Genomic DNA, 18857 nt, shown 5'->3' with positions numbered 1-18857 from the left:
GTCTCTCCTACTCGGGCCGCAGGGCGGCCAGTTGCTGTGCGAACGGAACGACCGTATCGGCCGCGGTCACCGGGGCCGGGGGCCGCGTCACCAGCAGCGCCGCCAGCTCGCCCGCCGCGCGCACGATACGGGTCGGCAGGGTGTCGGTGAGCGCGTCGCCGCTGCCGCCCCAGTCCTCCGAGGCCGCGTACACGGCGGTCGGGACGACCACGGCCCGCAGGTAGGCGAAGAGCGGCCGCAGGGCGTGCTCCAGCGCGAGCGAGTGCCGGGCCGTACCGCCGGTGGCGGCGATCAGCACGGGCTTGCCGGCCAGCGCGTCGTTGTCGATGACGTCGAAGAACGACTTGAACAGCCCGCTGTACGAGGCCGAGAAGACCGGCGTCACCGCGATCAGGCCGTCCGCCTCCGTGACGGCGGCGACGGCGTCCGCCAGGGCGCGACCGGGGAAACCGGTGACCATGTTGTGGGCGATGTCCACGGCCAGGTCGCGCAGTTCGACCACCCGCACGTCGAGGGTGCGGCCGCCGTCCGCGACGGCCCGGCGTACGGCCTCGGCGAGCCGGTCGCCGAGCAGCCGCGTGGACGACGGCGTGCTCAGGCCGGCCGAGACGACCACGAGCTTGAGGGGTGCGGCGGTCACTTCGCGGCCTCCTTCTCCTTCTCCTCCAGGACCTTCGCGTCACGGCGGGCGACCAGCGAGGCGTGCGTCGGGGCCTCGGGCACGTCCGCGGGACGGCCCTTGGCGAACTCCTCGCGCAGCACCGGCACGACCTCCTCGCCGAGCATGTCGAGCTGCTCCAGCACGGTCTTCAGCGGCAGTCCCGCGTGGTCCATCAGGAACAGCTGGCGCTGGTAGTCGCCGGCGTACTCGCGGAAGCCCAGCGTCTTCTCGATCACCTGCTGCGGCGAACCGACGGTCAGCGGGGTCTGCTCGGTGAAGTCCTCCAGCGACGGACCGTGCCCGTACACCGGCGCGTTGTCGAAGTACGGCCGGAACTCGCGGACGGCGTCCTGCGAGTTCTTCCGCATGAACACCTGGCCGCCGAGGCCGACGATGGCCTGCTCCGGGGTGCCGTGGCCGTAGTGCGCGTAGCGCGCGCGGTACAGCTCGACCATCCGCTTGGTGTGGTCGGCCGGCCAGAAGATGTTGTTGTGGAAGAAGCCGTCGCCGTAGTACGCGGCCTGCTCGGCGATCTCCGGCGAGCGGATGGAGCCGTGCCAGACGAAGGGGGCCACGTCGTCCAGCGGGCGGGGCGTGGAGGTGAAGCCCTGCAGCGGGCTGCGGAAGCGGCCGGCCCAGTCGACGACGTCCTCGCGCCACAGCTTGTGCAGGAGCGCGTAGTTCTCGACCGCCAGCGGGATGCCCTGCCGGATGTCCTGCCCGAACCAGGGGTAGACCGGTCCGGTGTTGCCGCGGCCCATCATCAGGTCGACGCGGCCGTCGGCCAGGTGCTGCAGCATCGCGAAGTCCTCGGCGATCTTCACCGGGTCGTTCGTGGTGATCAGCGTGGTCGAGGTGGAGAGGATCAGCCTCTCCGTGCGGGCGGCTATCCAGCCGAGCATGGTCGTCGGGGACGAGGGCACGAACGGCGGGTTGTGGTGCTCACCGGTCGCGAAGACGTCGAGGCCCACCTCCTCGGCCTTGAGCGCGATCGCCGTCATGGCCTTGATCCGCTCGTGCTCGGTCGGCGCCCTGCCGGTCGTGGGGTCCATGGTCACGTCACCCACAGTGAAGATCCCGAACTGCACCGGCTTCACCCTCCTCCGTCGTCTCACGATATGTTGTTGATTATTCAACCACCCCTTCCAACGAGATGCCTCATCGGGCTATTCCTCCCCCGGCGCCACCCCGGGCGGCGGTGCGACAGGTGGCGGTGACCAGCACGGCAGACGTGCGGGGCGCGGGAGGCCCCGATCGCAGCGCAAGGGGGTCGCGAGCGGGCGGCGCGGCCTCGACGGATGCGAGCGGCCCCATCGGGCGCTGACCACGGGCACCGGCCCCACGGTCCGCCCGGCACATCGCTTCCCCGCCGGCGGGGGCACCGCCGGCGATCCCCGTCACGGATACGCCGTACACGCATCCGCGCCCATGGCACCTGCGGGGGACACGGGGCGGTCCGGACACGGACGGTCGACCGTAGCGGACCGCGCGGGGGAAAGGCGAATTACGTTCACGGGTGGGTGAAAAGTGCCTATGTGACTGGATCGGAACACCTCCGGCAGAGCACTCTCAGGGGCGCCAGTCCGGCGTACGCCGCCCCGTGCGCCCCGCGACGCTCCCCCTCCTGCCTCCGAGCCGAAGTCCGTTTCCTGACACATGAGCCACGTGATGCTGTCCCCGAAGCCCACCGCCCTTGACGCGCGTTCCGCGGCGGGCCTCGTCCGGCAGTGGCGCAGAGCCGTGGAGCCGCAGGCGCTCGCAACGGCGTACGACGCACTCGCCGCGGCAGGCCCGCTCGTGCCGACGCCGTGGGGCGCGCTCCTGGTCACGGGGTACGAGGAGTGCCGGCAGGTGCTGACCGGGCGGGAGTGGCTCACCCTCGGGGCCCGGTGGCGCGACGCCCACCGCCCCGGGTGGCGGGAGAGCGAGAGCACGGTCGGGCTGTGCGAGACGCCCCTGCAGCAGGATCCGCCGGAGCACACCGCGCGCCGGCGTCCGCTCAACGCGGTGCTGGCCCCGCGGGTCGTGCGGGAGGCGGCGGAGCGGCTCGTGGAGCCGCTCACCGACCGCCATGTGCGGGAGTTCGCCGCGGCCGTGCGCCGTGACGGCGCCGCCGACGTCGTCGCCCGGGTCTGCCGGCCGCTGCCCACCGCGGTCCTGGCGGAGATGGCCGGGCTGCCGGAGTGGATCGACCGGGGGTGGCTCGCCGCCGAGAGCGCCGCCATGGTGCGCGTGGAGGAGCTCGCCGCACCGCCCAGCGTCGTACGGCGGGCGGACGCCGCCGCGCTGTCCCTGCTCGACGCGTACGACCGCGCGCTGGCCGAGCGCCGCCGGCACCCCACGGGGGACCTGCTGTCCCGGTGGGCCGCCGAGGACCCGGCAGGGGCCCGCTATCTGCTGCTGACGCTGTTCTCCGCGGGGGTGCCCACCACGGCCGCCCTGCTGGCCGGCACGGCGCTGACGCTGATCACCGACCCCGCGTCTGCCGAAAGGATCCGCCAGGACCCGGGGTTCGCCGGGCCGCTCACGGACGAACTGCTGCGCTGGGACCCGCCGGGACGGGTCGTGACCCGCGTGGCGGACGCGGACACCGAGCTGGGCGGCCGCCCGGTGCCCGCCGGACGCGTCGTCCACGCGCTCATCGGCGCGGCGCACCGCGACCCGGCGCGCTTCCCCGCCCCGCACGTCTTCGACGCGGACCGGCCGGCGCAGCGGCTGCTGGCCTTCGGCGGCGGCCTGCACTACTGCCTCGGGTCCCATCTGGCCCGCGCGCAGGCGCTCGCCTTCGCCCGGGCCTTCGCCCGCGAGCTGCCCGGCGCCCGGGCCGCCGCCCCGCCGGTGCGGCACACCGGGCCGAGCATGGCCGACATCGCCCGGCTCACCATCCACTCGCCCCTCACCTAAGGGAGACCGAAGGCCAGTGACCGAAATCCAGGACGCCACCGACGCGTTCCGCAAGGACCTGTCGTCGTCGACCTTCGTGCGGGCCATGGTGGAGACGGGCGTCCGGCCCTTCTACCGATCCCTGCACATGGCGGGCGACGGGGAGGCCGTCGTCGAGGGGCGGGACGTCGTCATGGCGGGCTGCAACGACTACCTGGGCCTGTCCACGGACCCCCGGGTGACGGCGGCCGCGGCCGAGGCGCTGACCCGCTACGGCGCCTCCTGCTCCGGTGCGCGCACCCTCAACGGCACCCTCCCCCTCCACGGCGAACTGGAGGAGCGGATCGCGGACTTCCTGGGCACCGAGGCGGCCGCCGTGGTCACCACCGGCTTCCAGGCGAACCTCGCCGTGGCCGCCCTGCTCGGCCGCGGCGACATCGCCTTCAGCGACATGTCCAACCACGCCTCGCTGGTCGACGGCATCCGGCTCGGCGCGGCCCGCCGCGTCCTGTACCCGCACTCGGACACCGTGCGGCTGGACACGCTCCTGGAGCAGGCCACGGCCGCGGAACCGGCCGCGGGCAAGGTCGTCGTCACCGACGGGATGTTCTCCATGGACGGCGACCTGTGCCGGCTCCCCGAGCTGACGGAGCTCGCCGCCCGGCACGGCGCCCGCCTCGTCGTCGACGGCGCCCACGACATCGGGCTGCTCGGCCCTGGCGGGCGCGGTGTCGCGGACCACTTCGGCCTCATGGACCGGGTCGACCTGTTCACCGGGACCCTGTCCAAGTGCTTCGGCTCCACCGGGGGGTTCCTCGCCGGTCCCGCGCACGTCATCGACTACCTGCGCTACAGCGCCCGCTCCATCCTCTTCTCCGCGTCGATGCCGCCGGCCGCCCTCGCCGCCGGGATCGCCGCGCTTGGCATCGCCGCGGCCGAGCCCTGGCGGCGCCGGCGCGTGCTCGCCCTCGCGGAGGCGCTGCGGGCGGGGCTGCGCGCGCTCGGCTACGACACGGGCGACTCGGTCACCCCGGTCGTGCCCGTCCTCATCGGGGACGCGACCGTGTGCGCCCGCATGTGGCAGGCCCTGCTCGACGAGGGCGTGTTCACCAACGCGGTCGGTGCCCCCGCCGTCCCCGAGGGCCGCTGCGTGATCCGGGTGACCGTGCAGGCCACGCACTCCGACGCCCATCTGGAGCGGATCTTGGGCGCCTTCGCGGCCGCCGGCCGCCGGGTCGGCCTCGTCCCGGACCTGCCCGCCCAGGCGGTGGCCCGGTGAACGCCGTCACCGTCACCCCCGTCGAGGACCGCGCCGCCACGACGGCCTTCATCAGGCTGCCGTACGCGCTCTACCGCGACGAACCGCACTGGGTCGCGCCGCTGGAGCGCGAGGTGCGCGCCTTCCTCGACCCGCGCCGCAACCCCTTCTTCGAGACGGCCGAGGCGCGGCTCTTCCTCGCCCGCCGGGGGCGCCGCACCGTCGGCCGGATCGCGGCCGTCACCGACCCCCGCTTCCACGAGCGGCACGACTACAAGTGCGGTCACTTCGGGCTCTTCGAGTGCGCCGACGACCTGGAGGCCGCCGGGGCCCTGTTCGACGCGGTGGCCGACTGGCTGGCCGGGCGCGGGCTGACCCGGATGCTGGGCCCGCTCAGCTTCTCCGTCAACGACGAGTGCGGACTGCTCGTGGACGGCTTCGACGGGCCGCCGAGCGTGGGCATCCCTTACAACCCGCCGTACTACGCGGACCTGCTGACCGGCTGCGGCTTCGGCAAGGCCAAGGATCTGCTGTCCTGGCTGGTGCCGATGCCCCCCGACGGCGAGCCGCCCGCCGCGATCGCCCGGGTCGCCGCGCGCACCCTGGCCGACCCGGCCGTGCGGGTGCGGCCGCTCGACCCGGACCGCTACGAGGCCGACATGGCCGTCATCAAGGACATCTACAACGACGCCTGGGCCGAGAACTACGCCTCCGTGCCGCTGACCGACGCCGAGTTCCTGCACATGGCCGCACAGTTGAAATCGGTCGTCCACCCGGAGCTGGTGCGGATCGCCGAGGTGGACGGCGAGCCGGCCGCCTTCACGCTGTGGGTGCCGGACGTGAACCAGGCGCTGCGCACCGCGCGGGGCAGGCTCACCACCTGGGGACTGCCGGTCGGCATGCTGCGGATCAGCCGCGCCATGGGGCGCATCACCCGTGTCAGGGGCGGCACCTCGGGCGTGCGCAAGGAGCACCGCAGCCGGGGGCTGGTGGCGGTGCTGCTCGCCGACGCGCAGCGCGCCGCGTTCCGGCTCGGCTACACCGAGACCGACCTGTCCTGGATCCTGGAGGACAACCGCGGCTCCAACCGGCACGCGCAGGCCATGGGCGGGGTGCACTTCAGGACGCACCGGCTGTACGAGCGCGACGGCGGGGGCCTGCGGTGAGGTACCTCGTGACCGGCGCCACCGGCTTCATCGGCGGCCACCTCGTACGCCACCTCACCGCCCGCGGCCACGAGGTGACCGCGCTGGTGCGCGGCGGCCGCGACGTGCCCGGCGCCCGCAGCGTGCCCGGTGACCTGGCCACCGGGGAGGGGCTGGCCGTCGCACTGCGGGGCGTGGACCGGGTCGTCCACCTGGCGGGGGTCACCAAGGCCGGGGACCCCCGCGCCTACGCCGCCGTCAACGCCGCCGGCACACGGCGGCTGTGCGAGGCGGCCGCGGTCGCCGCCGTGCCGCCGCGCCTGGTGTACTGCTCGTCGCTGGCCGCCTCCGGCCCCGGGCGGCGGCGTCACGAGGACGCGCCGCCGGAGCCGGTCTCCGCGTACGGGCGCAGCAAGCTCGGCGGCGAGTGGGCGGTGCGGGACGCGGCGGACCGGCTGCCGGCCGTCGTGGTCCGGCCGCCGATCGTCTACGGCCCGGGTGACCCGGAGTTCCTGCCGCGGCTGGTGGCGGCGGTGCGTACGGGCCTGCTGCCCGCGGTCGGCCGGCCCGGGCCGCGGCACTACTCGCTGATCCACGTCGACGACCTGTGCAGGGCGCTGATCACCGCCTCCGACCCCGGCACGACGGACGTGGGCACGTACCACGTCTGCGACGGCACCGAGCACCGCTGGGAGGACATCGGCGCCGCCGTGGCGGCCGCGCTCGGGCGCCGGGCGCCGCGGGTGGTGCACATCCCCGGGCCGCTGGCCATGGCCGCGGCACGGCTGTTCGGCAGCTCGTCGGCGCTCAACCCCGACAAGGTCGCCGAAGCGCTGCACCCCGCGTGGACCTGCGCCCCCGGCGGCCGCCTCCCGTACCGGCCCGCCGTCACGCTGCCCGAGGGGCTGCGCGGCGCCCTGAAGCGCTGACCGCCCCGCCAGGAACCCCACCAGGAACCCCGGAAGGGGGAGCACCCCCATGCGCCGCCGACTGTCCCCGTACGAACGCGTCATCTGGGCCGCGGGCGAGCGGCTCCCGGTCAACATCGCCGCCGTGGCCCGGGTGGAGGGCCGCACCACGCCCGGGCGCGTGCGCGCGGCCGTGGCGTCCGTGCGCCGCCGCCACCCCCTGCTCGGCGTCCGCATCGCCGACCCGGGGCCGTGGCAGGGGCGGCTCACCACGGCCGGGGTGCCGGACCCGGGGGTGCGGGTGGTCCCGGACGCCGGTGCGGGCGCCTGGTCCCGCGTGGTGGAGGAGGAGCTCCAGCGGCCCTTCGACACCCGTACGGGTCCCCTCGCCCGCTTCGTGCTCGTCGACGCGGGCGAGGCCTTCGACCTCGTCACCGTCTACCACCACCTGGTGGCCGACGCCGTCTCCGCTGGCGTCGTCATGCGCGACCTGCTGACCCACCTCGGGGGGCCCGATCCGGCGGGCACCCCCCTGCCCGGCCCGGCACGGCCGCCCGGCGCACACCGGAGGGCCGCGGCGGAAGCGTCGGACGCGTCGGACGCGGGCCCGGTGCCGGTGCTGGCGGCACCCGCGGACGAGCTGATCCCCGGCCCCCGCGCCCACCCCGGGGACCTGCTGAAGACCGCCCGCGCGCTGGGCGGGCCCGTACGGCCGCCCTACCCCTCGGACGGGCGGCTCGCCTACCACGCGTGGTCACTGGAGCGCGAGGAGACGGAGCTGCTGCTCAAGCGGTGCCGGGCGCAGGGCGCGACGCTGCAGGCCGCCCTGTGCGCGGCCTTCGCACGGGCCGCCGCGCCCGGCCGCCCGGCGCGGATCGCGGTCGCGGCGGACCTGCGCCGGGTGCTGGAACCGTCGCCCGGTGAGGCCATGGGCCTGTACGCGGCGAGCTTCGTGGTTCCCGTGGACGGCGGCACCGACGACCTGTGGGCTGCCGCGCGCGCCGCGCGGGCCGGGATCCACGCCCGGCTCACCCCGGAGGAGCTGCGGCCGCTCGTGCGCGTCTTCCGGCTGACCTCGTTCCTGCCGCACCGCGCCGTCGGCGCCCTCCTGCGGCGCGGCGAGACGCGCGGCCCCCGGTTCGACGTGTCGGTGAGCAACACGCGCCTGGACCTTCCCGGGACGTACGGGCCGCTGCGGCTGGCCGCCGTCCACGGGGCCGCGCACACCAGCCTGTCCGGGGCGCCGCTGGTGATCGTGGTGGGGCTGGGCGGGCGGCTGTTCCTGAGCGTGACGTCCACGGTGGGCGAGGAGGCCGCCGACCTGTGCCGGCGCGCCATGGACCACCTCCTGTCCGCCGGGTGAGGCCCGCCGACGGATAGCCGCGGGCTCAGCGGGTATCGGAAGGACGTGGCACGCACCGTGGGAGTGGAAGAAGAGCTTCTCCTGGTGGACGCGCGGTCCGGGGAACCGCGCGCGGTGGCCGACGCGGTGCTGGACGGCGGCCCCTGGCCCCGGGAACTGGTGGCCGAGCTGCAGCAACAGCAGCTCGAACTGAACAGCTCCCCCTGCGTCACCCTGGACCAGCTCCGGGAGGAGCTGCGCTCCTGGCGCCGCCGGGCGGCCGGGCTCGCCCGCTCGGAGGGCGTCGCGGTGGCGGCGCTGGGGACCTCCCCGATGGCGGTGCCGCCCCGGCTCACCCCCAGGGGCCGCTACCGCAGGATGGCCCAGTCCTTCGGCCTCACCGCGCAGGAGACCCTGACCTGCGGCTGTCACGTCCACGTGGGGGTCGAGTCGGACGAGGAGGGCGTGGCCGTCGTCGACCGCATCCGCCCCTGGCTGCCGCCGTTGCTGGCGCTCAGCTCCAACTCGCCGCTCTGGCAGGGCGCCGACACGGGGTACGCGAGCTACCGCTACCAGGTCTTCGGCCGCTGGCCCACCGCCGGGCCGACCCGCGGCTTCGGCTCCGCCGAGGGGTACCGCGCCGCGGTGTCGCGGCTGCTGGCCACGGGGATCCTGCTCGACCAGGGCATGCTCTACTTCGACGCCCGGCTGTCGGCGAAGTTCCCCACGGTGGAGGTGCGCGTCTGCGACGTGTGCCCGGAGTACCAGGACGCGGTGGTGCTGGCCGCGCTGGTGCGCGGCCTGGTCGAGACCGCCGCCCGCGAGTGGGCCGACGGGTGCCCCGCGCCCGGCGACGACGTGTCCCTGCTCCGGCTCGCCTCATGGCGGGCCAGCCGCTCCGGGCTGGACGGCGCCCTGCTCCATCCGCGTACCTTCCGTCCGGCGAGCGCGCACGACGTCGTCGAGTCCCTGGTCGCCCACGTCGAGGACGCCCTGAAGGACGCTGGCGACCTGTACACCGTCCGCGCCGGCGTGGACCGCCTGACCTCCCAGGGCTCCGGCGCCCGCCGGCAGCGCCAGGTGTACGCGCACGGCGGCGCCGCCGCGGTCCTGCGGGACGCGGTCCGCCGCACCGCGGCGTGACCACGCACCGGCGAGCGCACCACGCGGGCGGATCGCCGCGGACTCAGGAGCGGGGCATCGGCTCCACCCATCGGGCCCGCCAGGCGGGCGGGGCGAACGCGTCCGCGAAGTACTGGGTCTCGTGCGCGACCTTGCCGTCGCGGAATTCCATGATGCTGATGGTCGGTGTCGGTTTCCCGTCGTAGGCGATCTCGTACTCGGTGATCCAAAGATCCCCGCTGCCGAGGATCCGGCGGATGGTGAAGTCGAGCTTGGCGGGGTGACCCGAGCGCAGAGCCTGGAGATTGCGCCGGCCGTGGATGCGCTCACCCGACTGGGGATAGTCCGTGATCACGTCGTCGTGATAGATCTCGTGCTCGATGTCCTGGTCCCCGGCGGCGGACGCTGCCCAGTGCCGGTCCAGCGCCTGTCGGATACCGCGGTCTTCCATCGCGCCCCTCCGGCTGCGGAATCGTCGGATGATCCATGGACGGCCTCGACGAGGCCCCGAGGCCGCCACGAGGTGTGGGCTCTGCACCGATCGTAAGCGGCCTGGGGCGCCGGTTCTCATCGGCCGCGAAGCCTGCTCCGCCGTACCCCGGAGTGAGCGGCCGGTCACGGGCGGCGCGCTATCCTGCCGCGACGCCGGCAACGGGGATCGGGGGCGGCTGATGACGGACGCGCGCGCGGCCGTGGACCGCATGCTGAGGCGCTTCGCGCTGGCGGAGCCGCCGGGCACCGGCCGCCTCGTCGACGGCGCCGGACCGGCGCCCGGGAGCCTGCTGCGGGCGGCGGAGGACCTGTTGCGGGAGTCCTGGCGGGGCGAGGACGGCCGCGCCCCGGCCGCCGCCGCCCTCGCGCTGATCGTGCTGGGCCTGGACACGGCGCCCCGCGACCATCCGCTGCGCGCCCGGCTCGTCCTGCACCTGCAACTGGCCGACCGCACCCTGGCGCACCTGCACGGCGACTTCCGCACCGCGCCCGAGGTCCGCCACCACCTGGGGGCGCAGACCCAGCACCGCTCGCCCGACGACCTCGTGGCCGTCGCCGCCCGCTACCCGTCCGGCCCCGCCCAGCAGCCGTTCCATCCCGCGGACCCCTTGGAGGGCGGGGCGGCGGCGCTGCTGGCGACGCTGCCTGCGGACGACCTGTGCCGTCCCGGGCTGCTCGCCCGGCTCGCGCACTGCGCGCTGATCCGCTACGAGTGCGGGGCCACGGACGAGTTGCCTGCGCTGTGGGCGCGTGCCCGGGAGGCCTTCGCCGCGGTCACCCCCGGGCACGTCGACGCCCCGGACGCGGGCCGGGTGGCGGTGCTCGCCGGGATCGCCTGGGTCCGGGCCCACCCGCGGGACCGGGAGGCGGTGGACGTCGCCGTGCGGGGCGGGCGGCTGGCGCTGGCCGCGGCGAGCGGGCGCACCATGGGCGGGCTCCGGGACCGGCACGAGATGCGCAGCGTCCACTTCGCGCTGGCGGCGGCGCTGATGTGCACGCTGCCCTGGGCGCCGGCCCGCGCGACGATCGACGAGGCGATGGGCCACCTGGAGGCGTACCGGGCCGAGGGCCTGCCGGACGACAACGGGACCTACGAGGTGAACCGGGCCTCGCTGCTGGCCGCCCGCGCGGTCGTGGACTGGGAGGCCGCGGACGCCGCCGAGGCCGAGCGAATGCTGCGCGCGCTCGTGGAGCGGCTGCCACCGGGCCATCCACTGCTGCCGCACGTCGCCGAGAAGGCCGCCGCGGTGGGCGAACTCCGCGGCAGGATGCGGCTCGTACCGAGCGCCCTCGGCTCGGTGGCGACCCGGTTCCTGCCGATGATGGTGCGGTTCGCGCCCGCGCTGCCGCCGGTGCAGCTGCGGTCGGCCCTGCCGCCGGACGGCTTCCCCACCGACCCCGTCACCCCCGCCCCCACCCCCGCCCCGGAACCCGGGCCCGGACCGGAACCGGGCGTGGGCGCGGGCACGGGCACGGGCGACGGCGAGGCCGAGAGCGAGGGCGAAGGAGCAGCCGACGACCTGTACGCGCGCTTCACCACCGCCTTCCCCGTCCCGCCCGACATGCGGCCCCTGCTGGACGCCCTGGCCAAGGGCCCCGGCACGCCCCAGGGCATGGATCCCGCCTTCGTCGCCGACGCCGAGCGGCGGTTGCGCGAGGCGCTGGAGCGGACGGAGGCCGGCAGCGCCGAACGCGCGTGGACGGCCGGCCTGCTGATGGCGGTCATCGGGATGCGCTACATGGCCGACCAGGACGCCGCCGTGATCGAGGAGGCGGCCGCGCTCGGCGACCGCGTCCTGGCCGAACTCCCCCACGGCTGCGCGGAGCACGTCCGCCTGGTCCTCGCCTCGGCGCCGTGGCAGCACATGCGGGCGGTGCTCGCCATGGACACCGGCGCCCTGCGCGCCTGCTGCCGGGAGCTGCGCGCGGCGCTCGACCTGCTGCCCGGGGACGCGCCCGAGCGCGCCGCCGGGGAGGTCGAGTACGCCAATGCGCTCACCAACCTCGCCGGGCTCACCCAGGACCCCGTCCTGGCCGCCGAGGCGCGCCGCAGGATCGCCGACGCCTCACGGCGCGTGGAACGGACCCCGGGCCTGACGGACCTGCTGGGCGGGATGGTGACCTCGTACGGCCACTGGGCGGACTACACCGACGCCACGGTCCGCGGGGACCGGCGGGCGGCGCGGGCGGCCGAGGTCGCGTTCGTGGCGTCGCCCGCGGGCGAGATGCCGGCGCTGCGGTTCGAAGTGGCGCGCATCGCGATGGCCGACGCCCTGGAGCACCACGACTGGGCGGCCGCGGCCGACGCGGCGGCACGGGCCCTGGAGACCCTGCCGTCGCTGGCCTCGCGGGCCCTGGCGCGGGAGGACCGCCGGGCCACCGTCGGCGGGGCGCTGCTCGGCCGCCGCTACCCCATGGCGCACCTGGGGGTGGACGGCGCCGACCCGTCGGGGGCGGGCCGGCCCGATCCCCTGACCGGTACGAGCCTCGGCCGCACCGGCTGCGCAGCAGCGCTCGCCGCCGGGCGCCCCGCGCAGGCGCTGGCGCTGCTGGAGCGGGGCCGGGCCGTCCTGATGGGCCAGGACCTGGAGGCCCGCGCCGATCTGACCGCCCTGTCCGCGGCGCACCCCTTGCTGGCTCGGGAGTTCGCCGGGCTCGGGGGACGCCTGCGGCGGGCCGAGGCGGGCGAGGACTTCATGGAACGGCACGTGCCGGCCGCCGAGTGGGAGGCGCTGCTGATGCGCGTCCGCGGCAAGCCGGGCTTCGAGCGGTTCCTGATGCCGCCCACGGAACGAGAGATGCGCGCCGTGGCGGCGCAGGGACCGGTCGTCGCGGTCAACGTGGACCGGCTCCGGTGCGACGCGCTCATCGTCACGCAGGAGCGCATCTTCTCCGTTCCGCTGCGTGAGCTGACGGAAGGACAGCTGGCCCTGCGGGCACAGGAGTTCCTCGGCGCGGTCAGCCTGCCGCGGACCGCGCCCGACGAGGAGCACGACCGCGCCCGCGAACTCGTCCTGGACACCCTCGCCTGGCTCTGGCGCACCGTGGCCGAGCCGGTGCTCACCGCCCTCGGCCTCACCCGGCCGCTCCCCGCGGACGCCCCCGCGTCGGCCGCGCCCCGGCTGTGGTGGTCGGCCTCCGGGCCGCTGGCGTACCTGCCGCTGCACGCGGCCGGACTGCAGCGGCGGCACCAACTGCGCGACGGGAGCACCGTCCTGGACCGGGTGGCCTCCTCCTACACCCCCACCCTGCGCGCCCTGCGGCACGCCCGGCAGGTCTCCTCCGGCCGCACCGGCGGACGGCTGCTCGCCGTCGGCCGGCCCACCGGCACGGCGGGCTCGGCGGGCGCCTCGGCCCGTGAGGTCGCCGCGATCGCGGACGCGCTGGGCGGCGTACGCGCCGTCGAGGGCGAGGCGGCCACGCCGGAACGGGTCCTGTCGGCCCTGCGCACGGCCCGCTGGGTGCACTTCGCCTGCCACGGCGTCAGCGACCCGCGGGACCCGTCCGCCAGTCACCTGCTCCTGCACGGCGGGCCGCTCAGCGCCGCGGACGTCTCCCGGCAGGAACTGCTCTACGCCGAGCTGGCGGTGCTGCTCGCCTGCCACACCGCGCACACCGGGCAGCTGCCGGACGAGGCCGTCCACCTCGCCTCCGCCTTCCAGACCGCCGGCTACCCCCAGGTCGTCGGCGCCCTTTGGGAGGCCGACGACGCGGTCTGCGCCCTCCTGGCCGCCCGCCTGTACGCAGCGCTCCGCGGCCCGGCGCCCGGCGCCGTCGCCCCCGCGGACGCGGGCCGCGCCCTCAACCACGTCATCCGCGCCCTGCGCACCCGCTACGCCCGCTCCCCGGCGGTTTGGGCGCCCTTCGTCCACATCGGCCGCTGAGGCCCGCGACGGGACGTCAGGCGCCGCCCAGCGGTCCGGCCAGGTCCGGGTGCACACGGGCCGGGTCGACGGTGGTCACGGTGTACGCGGCGACCCCCGAGGTCACCAGGGGGTCCTCCGCCGCGATCCGCTCGATCGTCCGCCGGTCCGTGCCCCGGGCGAGGATCACGCCGCCCTCGGACGAGGGCACCGTCTGCCCGGAGAGCAGGAACGTGCCGGCACGGTGGTGGCGTTCCAGGAACGCGACATGGGCGGCGACGAAAGGCCCGGCGTCCGCTTCCGATCCGGTGTACGTCAGGAACAGCAGGTGCAGCATGCTCGTCCGATCTCGTGGCGGGCCGGGCGGCCCGCCACATCATGGCAGCGCCCGCTCCCGCGGGGTCATCTGCGGCGGCGCAGCACCAGGTCGAGCTCCTGCCAGGTCGCCGGGGCGACGGGCCCCGGCGGGACGGGGATCCCCACCGCACGGGCGACGGAGCGCAGACGCAGGTCCACGACGGCGTCGGCGAGGTCCGCCAGGGCGAAGAGCCGTTCGCGGCCGAGCCACCAGGCGGCGGACACGAGCACGGCGCCGACGACGAGCGCGGGCCACCACGCGGTGACGCAGGCCAGCGCCGCGTACAGCAGGCCCCATCCGCACAGCCGGGTGGACGCCTCGAAGGCACCGGCCGCCGTGCGGATCTCCCCGCGGTCGGCCTCCGTGGCCGCCAGCCACAGGCGCGGCCAGACCGCCGTGAAGGGCACCGCGTAGTACCCGCCGACGCGGTGCTCCAGGGCGTGCATCCGGTCGCCCATGCGGGTGGGACGGGCCGGGGGCAGGGGCGCGATCCGGTCGCGGCGTGCCTCGGCCGCCCGGGCGGCGGCCAGTTCGGCCTCGTCGCCGTCGCGTTCGTGGTTCCGCAGGTGGGCCGCGACGTCCGCGTCGGCGCGCTCGCGCCGGACGCGGCGCCGGCGCACGAGCCATTCCCCCGATCCTCCCGGCCAGGGCCCGAGCCAGAGCACCTGGACGGCGCGGGCCAGCAGTTGCACCGCCAGGCCCGGTACGACGGCGAGCAGGAGCGCGGCCACCAGGGCCAGGAAGAGCGCGGCGCCGCCGTGGGCGTCGGTCCAGTCCGCGTAGCGCTCGACCTCGTGCAGCAGGCGGCCCGCGTCGAACGGCCCTCGTCCGCCGAGCACATGGGCGGCCCATGCGGTGCCGAGGAAGAGCGATCCGGGCAGCGCGAGCAGGGACACCCAGCGCTCGGCGAGCTTCCCGCCGATCTCGTCCAGCAGACCCGCCACCGCGCTAGTACCCGCCTTCCGGGCCGCTGCGGCCCCGCGCCGCCCGGCGGGCGCATCCGCCGCGTCGCCCGCAGGGACCGGCCGCCCGTGCCGGACGCTTCCTCCACCGTGGGACTGCGCGCACCGGACGCTCCTCCTTCACCCGCAGGGACCGGGACGACAGGCCTAGTACCAGACGGGCCGCAGTTCGGCGTCGAACATCGCGCAGTGCGGGGCGGTGACGGACGCCGTCGGGTCCTCGCTGCGGGCGCAGACGCCGCGCGGGCAGCGGTGGCGCAGGAGGCCGCCGCCCCCGCCGGTCATGCCGGGCACCTGGGCGTAACCACCCGCGTCCTTGCGGGAGTCGAACCGTACGCCGAGCCGGAGCCCGAGGTCGGTGACCAGCTCCATGTCGCCGGCGCCCTGCCGTACGGTCTCGGCGACGGCCTCGAGCTCGGCCGCTTCGGCCGGGTCGCCGCTCGCGGCGCGCCGCAGCCGCGGCAGCGTCTCGCAGAAGGCCATGACGTCGTCCTCGGTCACCGGACCAGCCTACTGATCTGCGATCATTGCCGTATGGCGTTCACCGAAGAGCTCGCCCGGGCCGTGCTCGCGGCGGACGGACAGGACGGCGCGAAGCTGATCGCGCTCGGCGAGAACGCGGTGCTCGAACTCGCGGACGGCGTGACCGTCGCGAAGGTCGGCCGCGGTCCCGAACTGCTGGACCGGGCCGCACGCGAGGTGCGCACGGCGTCCTGGCTGGCCGCGCACGGCGTTCCTGCGGTACGGGCGGCGGCGCCGCAGGCCCGGCTGGTCGAGGGGCACCCGGTCACGTACTGGGAGCGGCTTGCGGACACCGTACGGCCTGCGGAACCCGCCGACCTCGCCGCGCTGCTGCGGCTCGTGCACGCCCTGCCCGAGCCGGACTTCGCCCTGCCGCGCCGTGACCTGCTGGACGGGGTGGAGCGGTGGCTGCGGCTGGCCGGGCCGGCGGTGGACCCCGCGGACGCGGCGTACCTGCGCGAACGCCGGGACGGTTTCGCCGCCGCGGCGGCCGCACTGACCCCGCACCTGCCCGCGGGGCCGATCCACGGCGACGCGCTGCCGCGCAACGTGCACGTCGGCCCGGACGGTCCGGTCCTGGTGGACCTGGAGACCTTCTCCGCCGACCTGCGCGAGCACGACCTGGTCGTCATGGCGCTCAGCCGTGACCGCTACGGCCTCGGTACGGACGCCTACGACGCCTTCACGGCCGCCTACGGCTGGGACGTGCGCGAGTGGGACGGCTGCGCGGTGCTGCGCGGGGCGCGGGAGACGGCGAGCTGTGCCTGGGTGGCGCAGCACGCGCCGGGCAACCCGGCGGCGCTCGCGGAGTTCCGCCGGCGGGTGGCCTCGTTGCGGGACGGCGATCCGGCCGTGCGCTGGTACCCCTTCTGACCCTTCCTGCCTCGCCGTCCGGCTCGGGCTGCGAGGATGGGCACCCCTTCGGCCTGGGCGGTGTCCATGTCAGATTCCTCGATCGTGCGTCGTGTCCTCGCCGACCGTCCCTTCGCGGAGGTCGGTGAACCGCGCGTCGCCGTCGCGGACGAGCGGCTGGGGCGCCTGGTCGTGGGCGGCGACATGGGGTGGATCTCCTGGCCGCAGTCGGGGCGGGCGGGGACCGACCGCTGGCCCCGGTACCGCGTCGGCGTCTACGACGCCCGGGACCTGCGCTGCCGGCACGTGTACGAGTGCCCGTGGCCGGTGAACTCCGTCGCCTTCCATCCGCTCCTCCCGCTGGTGGCCGTGGGCGTGGGCCGCTACGACGGCAGCTGGGACTTCGAGGGCCAGCTGCTGCTGATGGACCTGGAGTCGGGCGACGTGCGGCCGGTCCTGGACGGCGGCCGCGAGGTGACCTCCGTCCGGTGGGTGGACGGGCGGCGCCTGCGGCTGGTCGTCACCCCCGAGGACAAGGACCACGAGTACGCCTTCAGCCACGGCTTCGAGTCCGTCCTGGAGCGCGAGGACTGGCGGGCGGTGCCCGCCCGCTCCGTCGGGTACCGCGAAGTGATGGGCCCTCGGGTGCCGTACGCGTACCCCGAGGGCGGCGACGCCCGCGACCTGCTGACGGAGCGTGGCACCGCCCTGGGGACGGCGTGGGCGCCGCGCCGTCAGGTGCGGGCCGTCGAGGTGCTCGCCGACGGCCGGGTGCTGGCGACGGCCGAGGGCGCGCTGCTGGAGTGCCGGCTGCCGACGGGGCAGCTCCAGTGGTCGGTGCCCGACCCGGACGGCGGGCAGCAGATCCACGTGGCCGCCGACCAGCGGTCGGCCTGGGTCAACGTCCGGCACACCCTGCGCCCGTCGGGGCAGGGGTGGCAGCGCTCCGGCACGCTGGTGCAGCGGGTGTCCCTGGCGGACGGGCGGTTGCTGGAGGCCTTCGAGCCCGGTCACGCGGTGACGTTCACCGGCAGCCGTGACGGCCGGCTCGCCGTCCGGCAGGGAGGGCCGGATCAGGGGGGCGGCGCGACCCGGCTGCTGGCCCCCGACGGCACCGAGGCGGCGCGCTTCACGCTGACGGCGAGCGACTTCCGTCTGCGGCGCGGCGCTGAACTGCTCTTCGTGCGGGACCTCCACGGTGTGCCGCGGGGCCGGGCGTGGGTCGGCGCGCTCGACGGCGGGGCAGCGGACGCCGAGCCGGAGCTGCGCAGGCTCTTCCCCCTCGACTGGGAACCCGGGCGCGGCTCCCACCTCTTCCCCGGACCGGCCGTCCGGCTGGACGGCGACGCGCTGGTCCAGGCCGCCGTGGTCCGCGACGCGGGCGAGGCCCCGGCACGGAACGCCTTCGTGGTGCGGCGCCGGTTCCCGGACGGCACGCCGGAGTGGGTGTTCGCCGCCGACGAGCCGGTCACGGCCCTGGACGCCGACGAGGACACCGTCTACGCCGCGCACCGGTCCGGGGAGGTCGTGGCGCTCGACGCACGCACCGGCAGCCCGCGCCGACGGCACCGGCTGCGCGTCGACGGTCAGGTGGTCGTGCCCCTGTCCCTCGCGGCGGCCGGTGCCGGCAGGTTCCTGGTCGGGACCGTGGACGGGCGGATCCTCGACTGCGCCCCGGTCGCGCCGGCGGACCCCCAGGTCACCTCGGCCGGGGGATGACCGGCCAGGCCTGCTCGACGACGGCCGCCGGGTCGGCGGTGCGCCGCAGGTACGCCTGGAGGGAGGCCGACTGCTCGGCCGCCGCCCGGACCTGAAGGGCGTGCAGGTCCGCCAGCGGCATCAGGCCGACGGGCTCGTGCCGCTCCCCCATGCGGCGCACCACGCGGGCCGCGGCCACCGCGTCGGCCCGCGCGTCGTGGGCGCCCTCCAGTTGCACGCCGTAGTGGGCGCACAGCGCCTGCAGCGCCCGCCTGCCCTTGCGGTACTTGTCGACGTGCTTGTCGATGACCAGCGGGTCGATGACCGGCGACGGCACGCCGCCCAGCCGTTCGCTGACCGACGCGACGCCGTGCCGCCGGCACTCGCGGTCCAGCAACGACAGGTCGTAGCGTGCGTTCATCACCACCAGCGGTGTGCCCGAGCGCAGTACCTCGGCCACGGTGCGGGCGATCTCCTCGACCGCCGCACCGGCCGGGGCGCCGTGCGCACGGGCGTGGGCGGTCGAGATGCCGTGGATCGCGGAGGCCTGCTCGGGTATGGCCACGCCCGGGTCGAGCAGCCAGGTCCACTCCCGCGAGACGGCCCCGTCGGCCTCCAGCCGTACGACGGCGGCGGTGACGATGTGGTCGGTCTCGACGTCGGTGCCGGTGGTCTCCAGGTCGAACGCGACCAGCGCGTCGCTGATCCAGCTCATCGCGCGCCCCCCGTGACCGTGGCGCTCACCGCGCCGCGCGGGCGGTCGCCCGCGGTCCTCCCCCGTCCGGAGCCGG

16 protein-coding genes are annotated in these 18857 nt (G+C 75.9%); 9 read left to right on the top strand and 7 right to left on the bottom strand.

Going from position 1 to position 18857, the window contains the following annotated elements; all coding sequences use genetic code 11:
• Positions 1–7: 7 nt before the first annotated feature.
• Both ABZ312_RS34565 and ABZ312_RS34560 read right to left on the bottom strand, forming a co-directional pair.
• Positions 8–640: an FMN reductase gene (locus ABZ312_RS34565; protein WP_500321759.1), complete on the bottom strand. Its 633-nt coding sequence runs from the start codon at positions 638–640 to the stop codon at positions 8–10.
• The gene (locus tag ABZ312_RS34560; protein WP_500439444.1) at positions 637–1749 is read right to left on the bottom strand and encodes an LLM class flavin-dependent oxidoreductase; all 1113 of its coding nucleotides are present in this window, start codon (positions 1747–1749) and stop codon (positions 637–639) included. The genes ABZ312_RS34565 and ABZ312_RS34560 overlap by 4 nt, the downstream gene beginning before the upstream one ends.
• A 580-nt stretch (positions 1750–2329) precedes the next feature.
• Between ABZ312_RS34560 and ABZ312_RS34555 the strand changes: the two genes are divergently transcribed.
• The 6 genes from ABZ312_RS34555 to ABZ312_RS34530 are packed head-to-tail and all read left to right on the top strand — an operon-like array spanning position 2330 to position 9340.
• Complete coding sequence (locus tag ABZ312_RS34555) at positions 2330–3565, top strand: cytochrome P450 (protein WP_500321761.1); 1236 nt, start codon at positions 2330–2332, stop codon at positions 3563–3565.
• 16 nt (positions 3566–3581) lie between these two features.
• Positions 3582–4823, top strand: a complete 1242-nt coding sequence (locus ABZ312_RS34550) for an aminotransferase class I/II-fold pyridoxal phosphate-dependent enzyme (RefSeq protein WP_500321763.1) — start codon at positions 3582–3584, stop codon at positions 4821–4823.
• A complete protein-coding gene (locus ABZ312_RS34545) occupies positions 4820–5968 on the top strand; it encodes a GNAT family N-acetyltransferase (protein WP_500439443.1) in 1149 nt (382 codons plus the stop codon). Before ABZ312_RS34550 ends, ABZ312_RS34545 begins: the two co-directional genes overlap by 4 nt.
• Entirely contained in the window at positions 5965–6876 is a 912-nt protein-coding gene (locus tag ABZ312_RS34540; RefSeq protein WP_500321767.1) for an NAD-dependent epimerase/dehydratase family protein, read from the top strand. Before ABZ312_RS34545 ends, ABZ312_RS34540 begins: the two co-directional genes overlap by 4 nt.
• Before the next feature lie 49 nt (positions 6877–6925).
• On the top strand, positions 6926–8218 hold the full coding sequence (locus ABZ312_RS34535) for a condensation domain-containing protein (RefSeq protein ID WP_500321769.1): 1293 nt from the start codon (positions 6926–6928) through the stop codon (positions 8216–8218).
• 45 nt (positions 8219–8263) lie between these two features.
• Positions 8264–9340: a carboxylate-amine ligase gene (locus tag ABZ312_RS34530; protein WP_500321771.1), complete on the top strand. Its 1077-nt coding sequence runs from the start codon at positions 8264–8266 to the stop codon at positions 9338–9340.
• 43 nt (positions 9341–9383) lie between these two features.
• Here the strand turns inward: ABZ312_RS34530 and ABZ312_RS34525 are convergent, their stop codons facing one another.
• Positions 9384–9770 carry a nuclear transport factor 2 family protein gene (locus ABZ312_RS34525; RefSeq protein ID WP_500359328.1) on the bottom strand — a complete coding sequence of 129 codons (387 nt, stop codon included), beginning with the start codon at positions 9768–9770 and terminating at the stop codon, positions 9384–9386.
• A 220-nt stretch (positions 9771–9990) separates the two neighbouring features.
• Here ABZ312_RS34525 and ABZ312_RS34520 point away from each other — a divergent pair, with 220 nt between their 5' ends.
• Positions 9991–13695, top strand: coding sequence for a CHAT domain-containing protein (locus ABZ312_RS34520; protein WP_500439442.1), 3705 nt, complete (start codon positions 9991–9993; stop codon positions 13693–13695).
• Between the two features lie 16 nt (positions 13696–13711).
• Here ABZ312_RS34520 and ABZ312_RS34515 read toward each other — a convergent pair whose 3' ends face one another.
• From ABZ312_RS34515 to ABZ312_RS34505, 3 genes are all read right to left on the bottom strand, one after another.
• Positions 13712–14011 carry a YciI family protein gene (locus tag ABZ312_RS34515; RefSeq protein WP_500321776.1) on the bottom strand — a complete coding sequence of 100 codons (300 nt, stop codon included), beginning with the start codon at positions 14009–14011 and terminating at the stop codon, positions 13712–13714.
• Between the two features lie 65 nt (positions 14012–14076).
• Entirely contained in the window at positions 14077–14976 is a 900-nt protein-coding gene (locus ABZ312_RS34510; RefSeq protein ID WP_500321777.1) for a hypothetical protein, read from the bottom strand.
• 165 nt (positions 14977–15141) lie between these two features.
• Positions 15142–15495: a hypothetical protein gene (locus ABZ312_RS34505; RefSeq protein WP_500321778.1), complete on the bottom strand. Its 354-nt coding sequence runs from the start codon at positions 15493–15495 to the stop codon at positions 15142–15144.
• Between the two features lie 33 nt (positions 15496–15528).
• Here ABZ312_RS34505 and ABZ312_RS34500 point away from each other — a divergent pair, with 33 nt between their 5' ends.
• On the top strand, positions 15529–16389 hold the full coding sequence (locus tag ABZ312_RS34500; RefSeq protein ID WP_500321780.1) for a phosphotransferase enzyme family protein: 861 nt from the start codon (positions 15529–15531) through the stop codon (positions 16387–16389).
• A gap of 66 nt (positions 16390–16455) precedes the next feature.
• Positions 16456–18087, top strand: a complete 1632-nt coding sequence (locus tag ABZ312_RS34495) for a PQQ-binding-like beta-propeller repeat protein (protein WP_500321781.1) — start codon at positions 16456–16458, stop codon at positions 18085–18087.
• Here the strand turns inward: ABZ312_RS34495 and ABZ312_RS34490 are convergent.
• Positions 18068–18781 carry a 3'-5' exonuclease gene (locus ABZ312_RS34490; RefSeq protein ID WP_500321782.1) on the bottom strand — a complete coding sequence of 238 codons (714 nt, stop codon included), beginning with the start codon at positions 18779–18781 and terminating at the stop codon, positions 18068–18070. The genes ABZ312_RS34495 and ABZ312_RS34490 overlap by 20 nt on opposite strands.
• Positions 18782–18857: the final 76 nt, after the last annotated feature.

Source organism: Streptomyces sp. NPDC006207 (assembly GCF_040613835.1).
GTDB lineage: Bacteria > Actinomycetota > Actinomycetes > Streptomycetales > Streptomycetaceae > Actinacidiphila.
Note: the sequence above shows the minus strand (reverse complement) of the source record. Positions and strands in the feature narration are given on the sequence as shown.

Excerpts from the sequence above, each read along its gene's own strand:
- ABZ312_RS34555 (WP_500321761.1), top strand. The coding sequence starts at position 2,330 with ATGCTGTCCCCGAAGCCCACCGCCCTTGACGCGCGTTCCGCGGCGGGC.
- ABZ312_RS34535 (WP_500321769.1), top strand. The coding sequence starts at position 6,926 with ATGCGCCGCCGACTGTCCCCGTACGAACGCGTCATCTGGGCCGCGGGC.
- ABZ312_RS34525 (WP_500359328.1), bottom strand. The coding sequence starts at position 9,770 with ATGGAAGACCGCGGTATCCGACAGGCGCTGGACCGGCACTGGGCAGCG.
- ABZ312_RS34520 (WP_500439442.1), top strand. The coding sequence starts at position 9,991 with ATGACGGACGCGCGCGCGGCCGTGGACCGCATGCTGAGGCGCTTCGCG.
- ABZ312_RS34515 (WP_500321776.1), bottom strand. The coding sequence starts at position 14,011 with ATGCTGCACCTGCTGTTCCTGACGTACACCGGATCGGAAGCGGACGCC.
- ABZ312_RS34500 (WP_500321780.1), top strand. The coding sequence starts at position 15,529 with ATGGCGTTCACCGAAGAGCTCGCCCGGGCCGTGCTCGCGGCGGACGGA.
- ABZ312_RS34495 (WP_500321781.1), top strand. The coding sequence starts at position 16,456 with ATGTCAGATTCCTCGATCGTGCGTCGTGTCCTCGCCGACCGTCCCTTC.
- ABZ312_RS34490 (WP_500321782.1), bottom strand. The coding sequence starts at position 18,781 with ATGAGCTGGATCAGCGACGCGCTGGTCGCGTTCGACCTGGAGACCACC.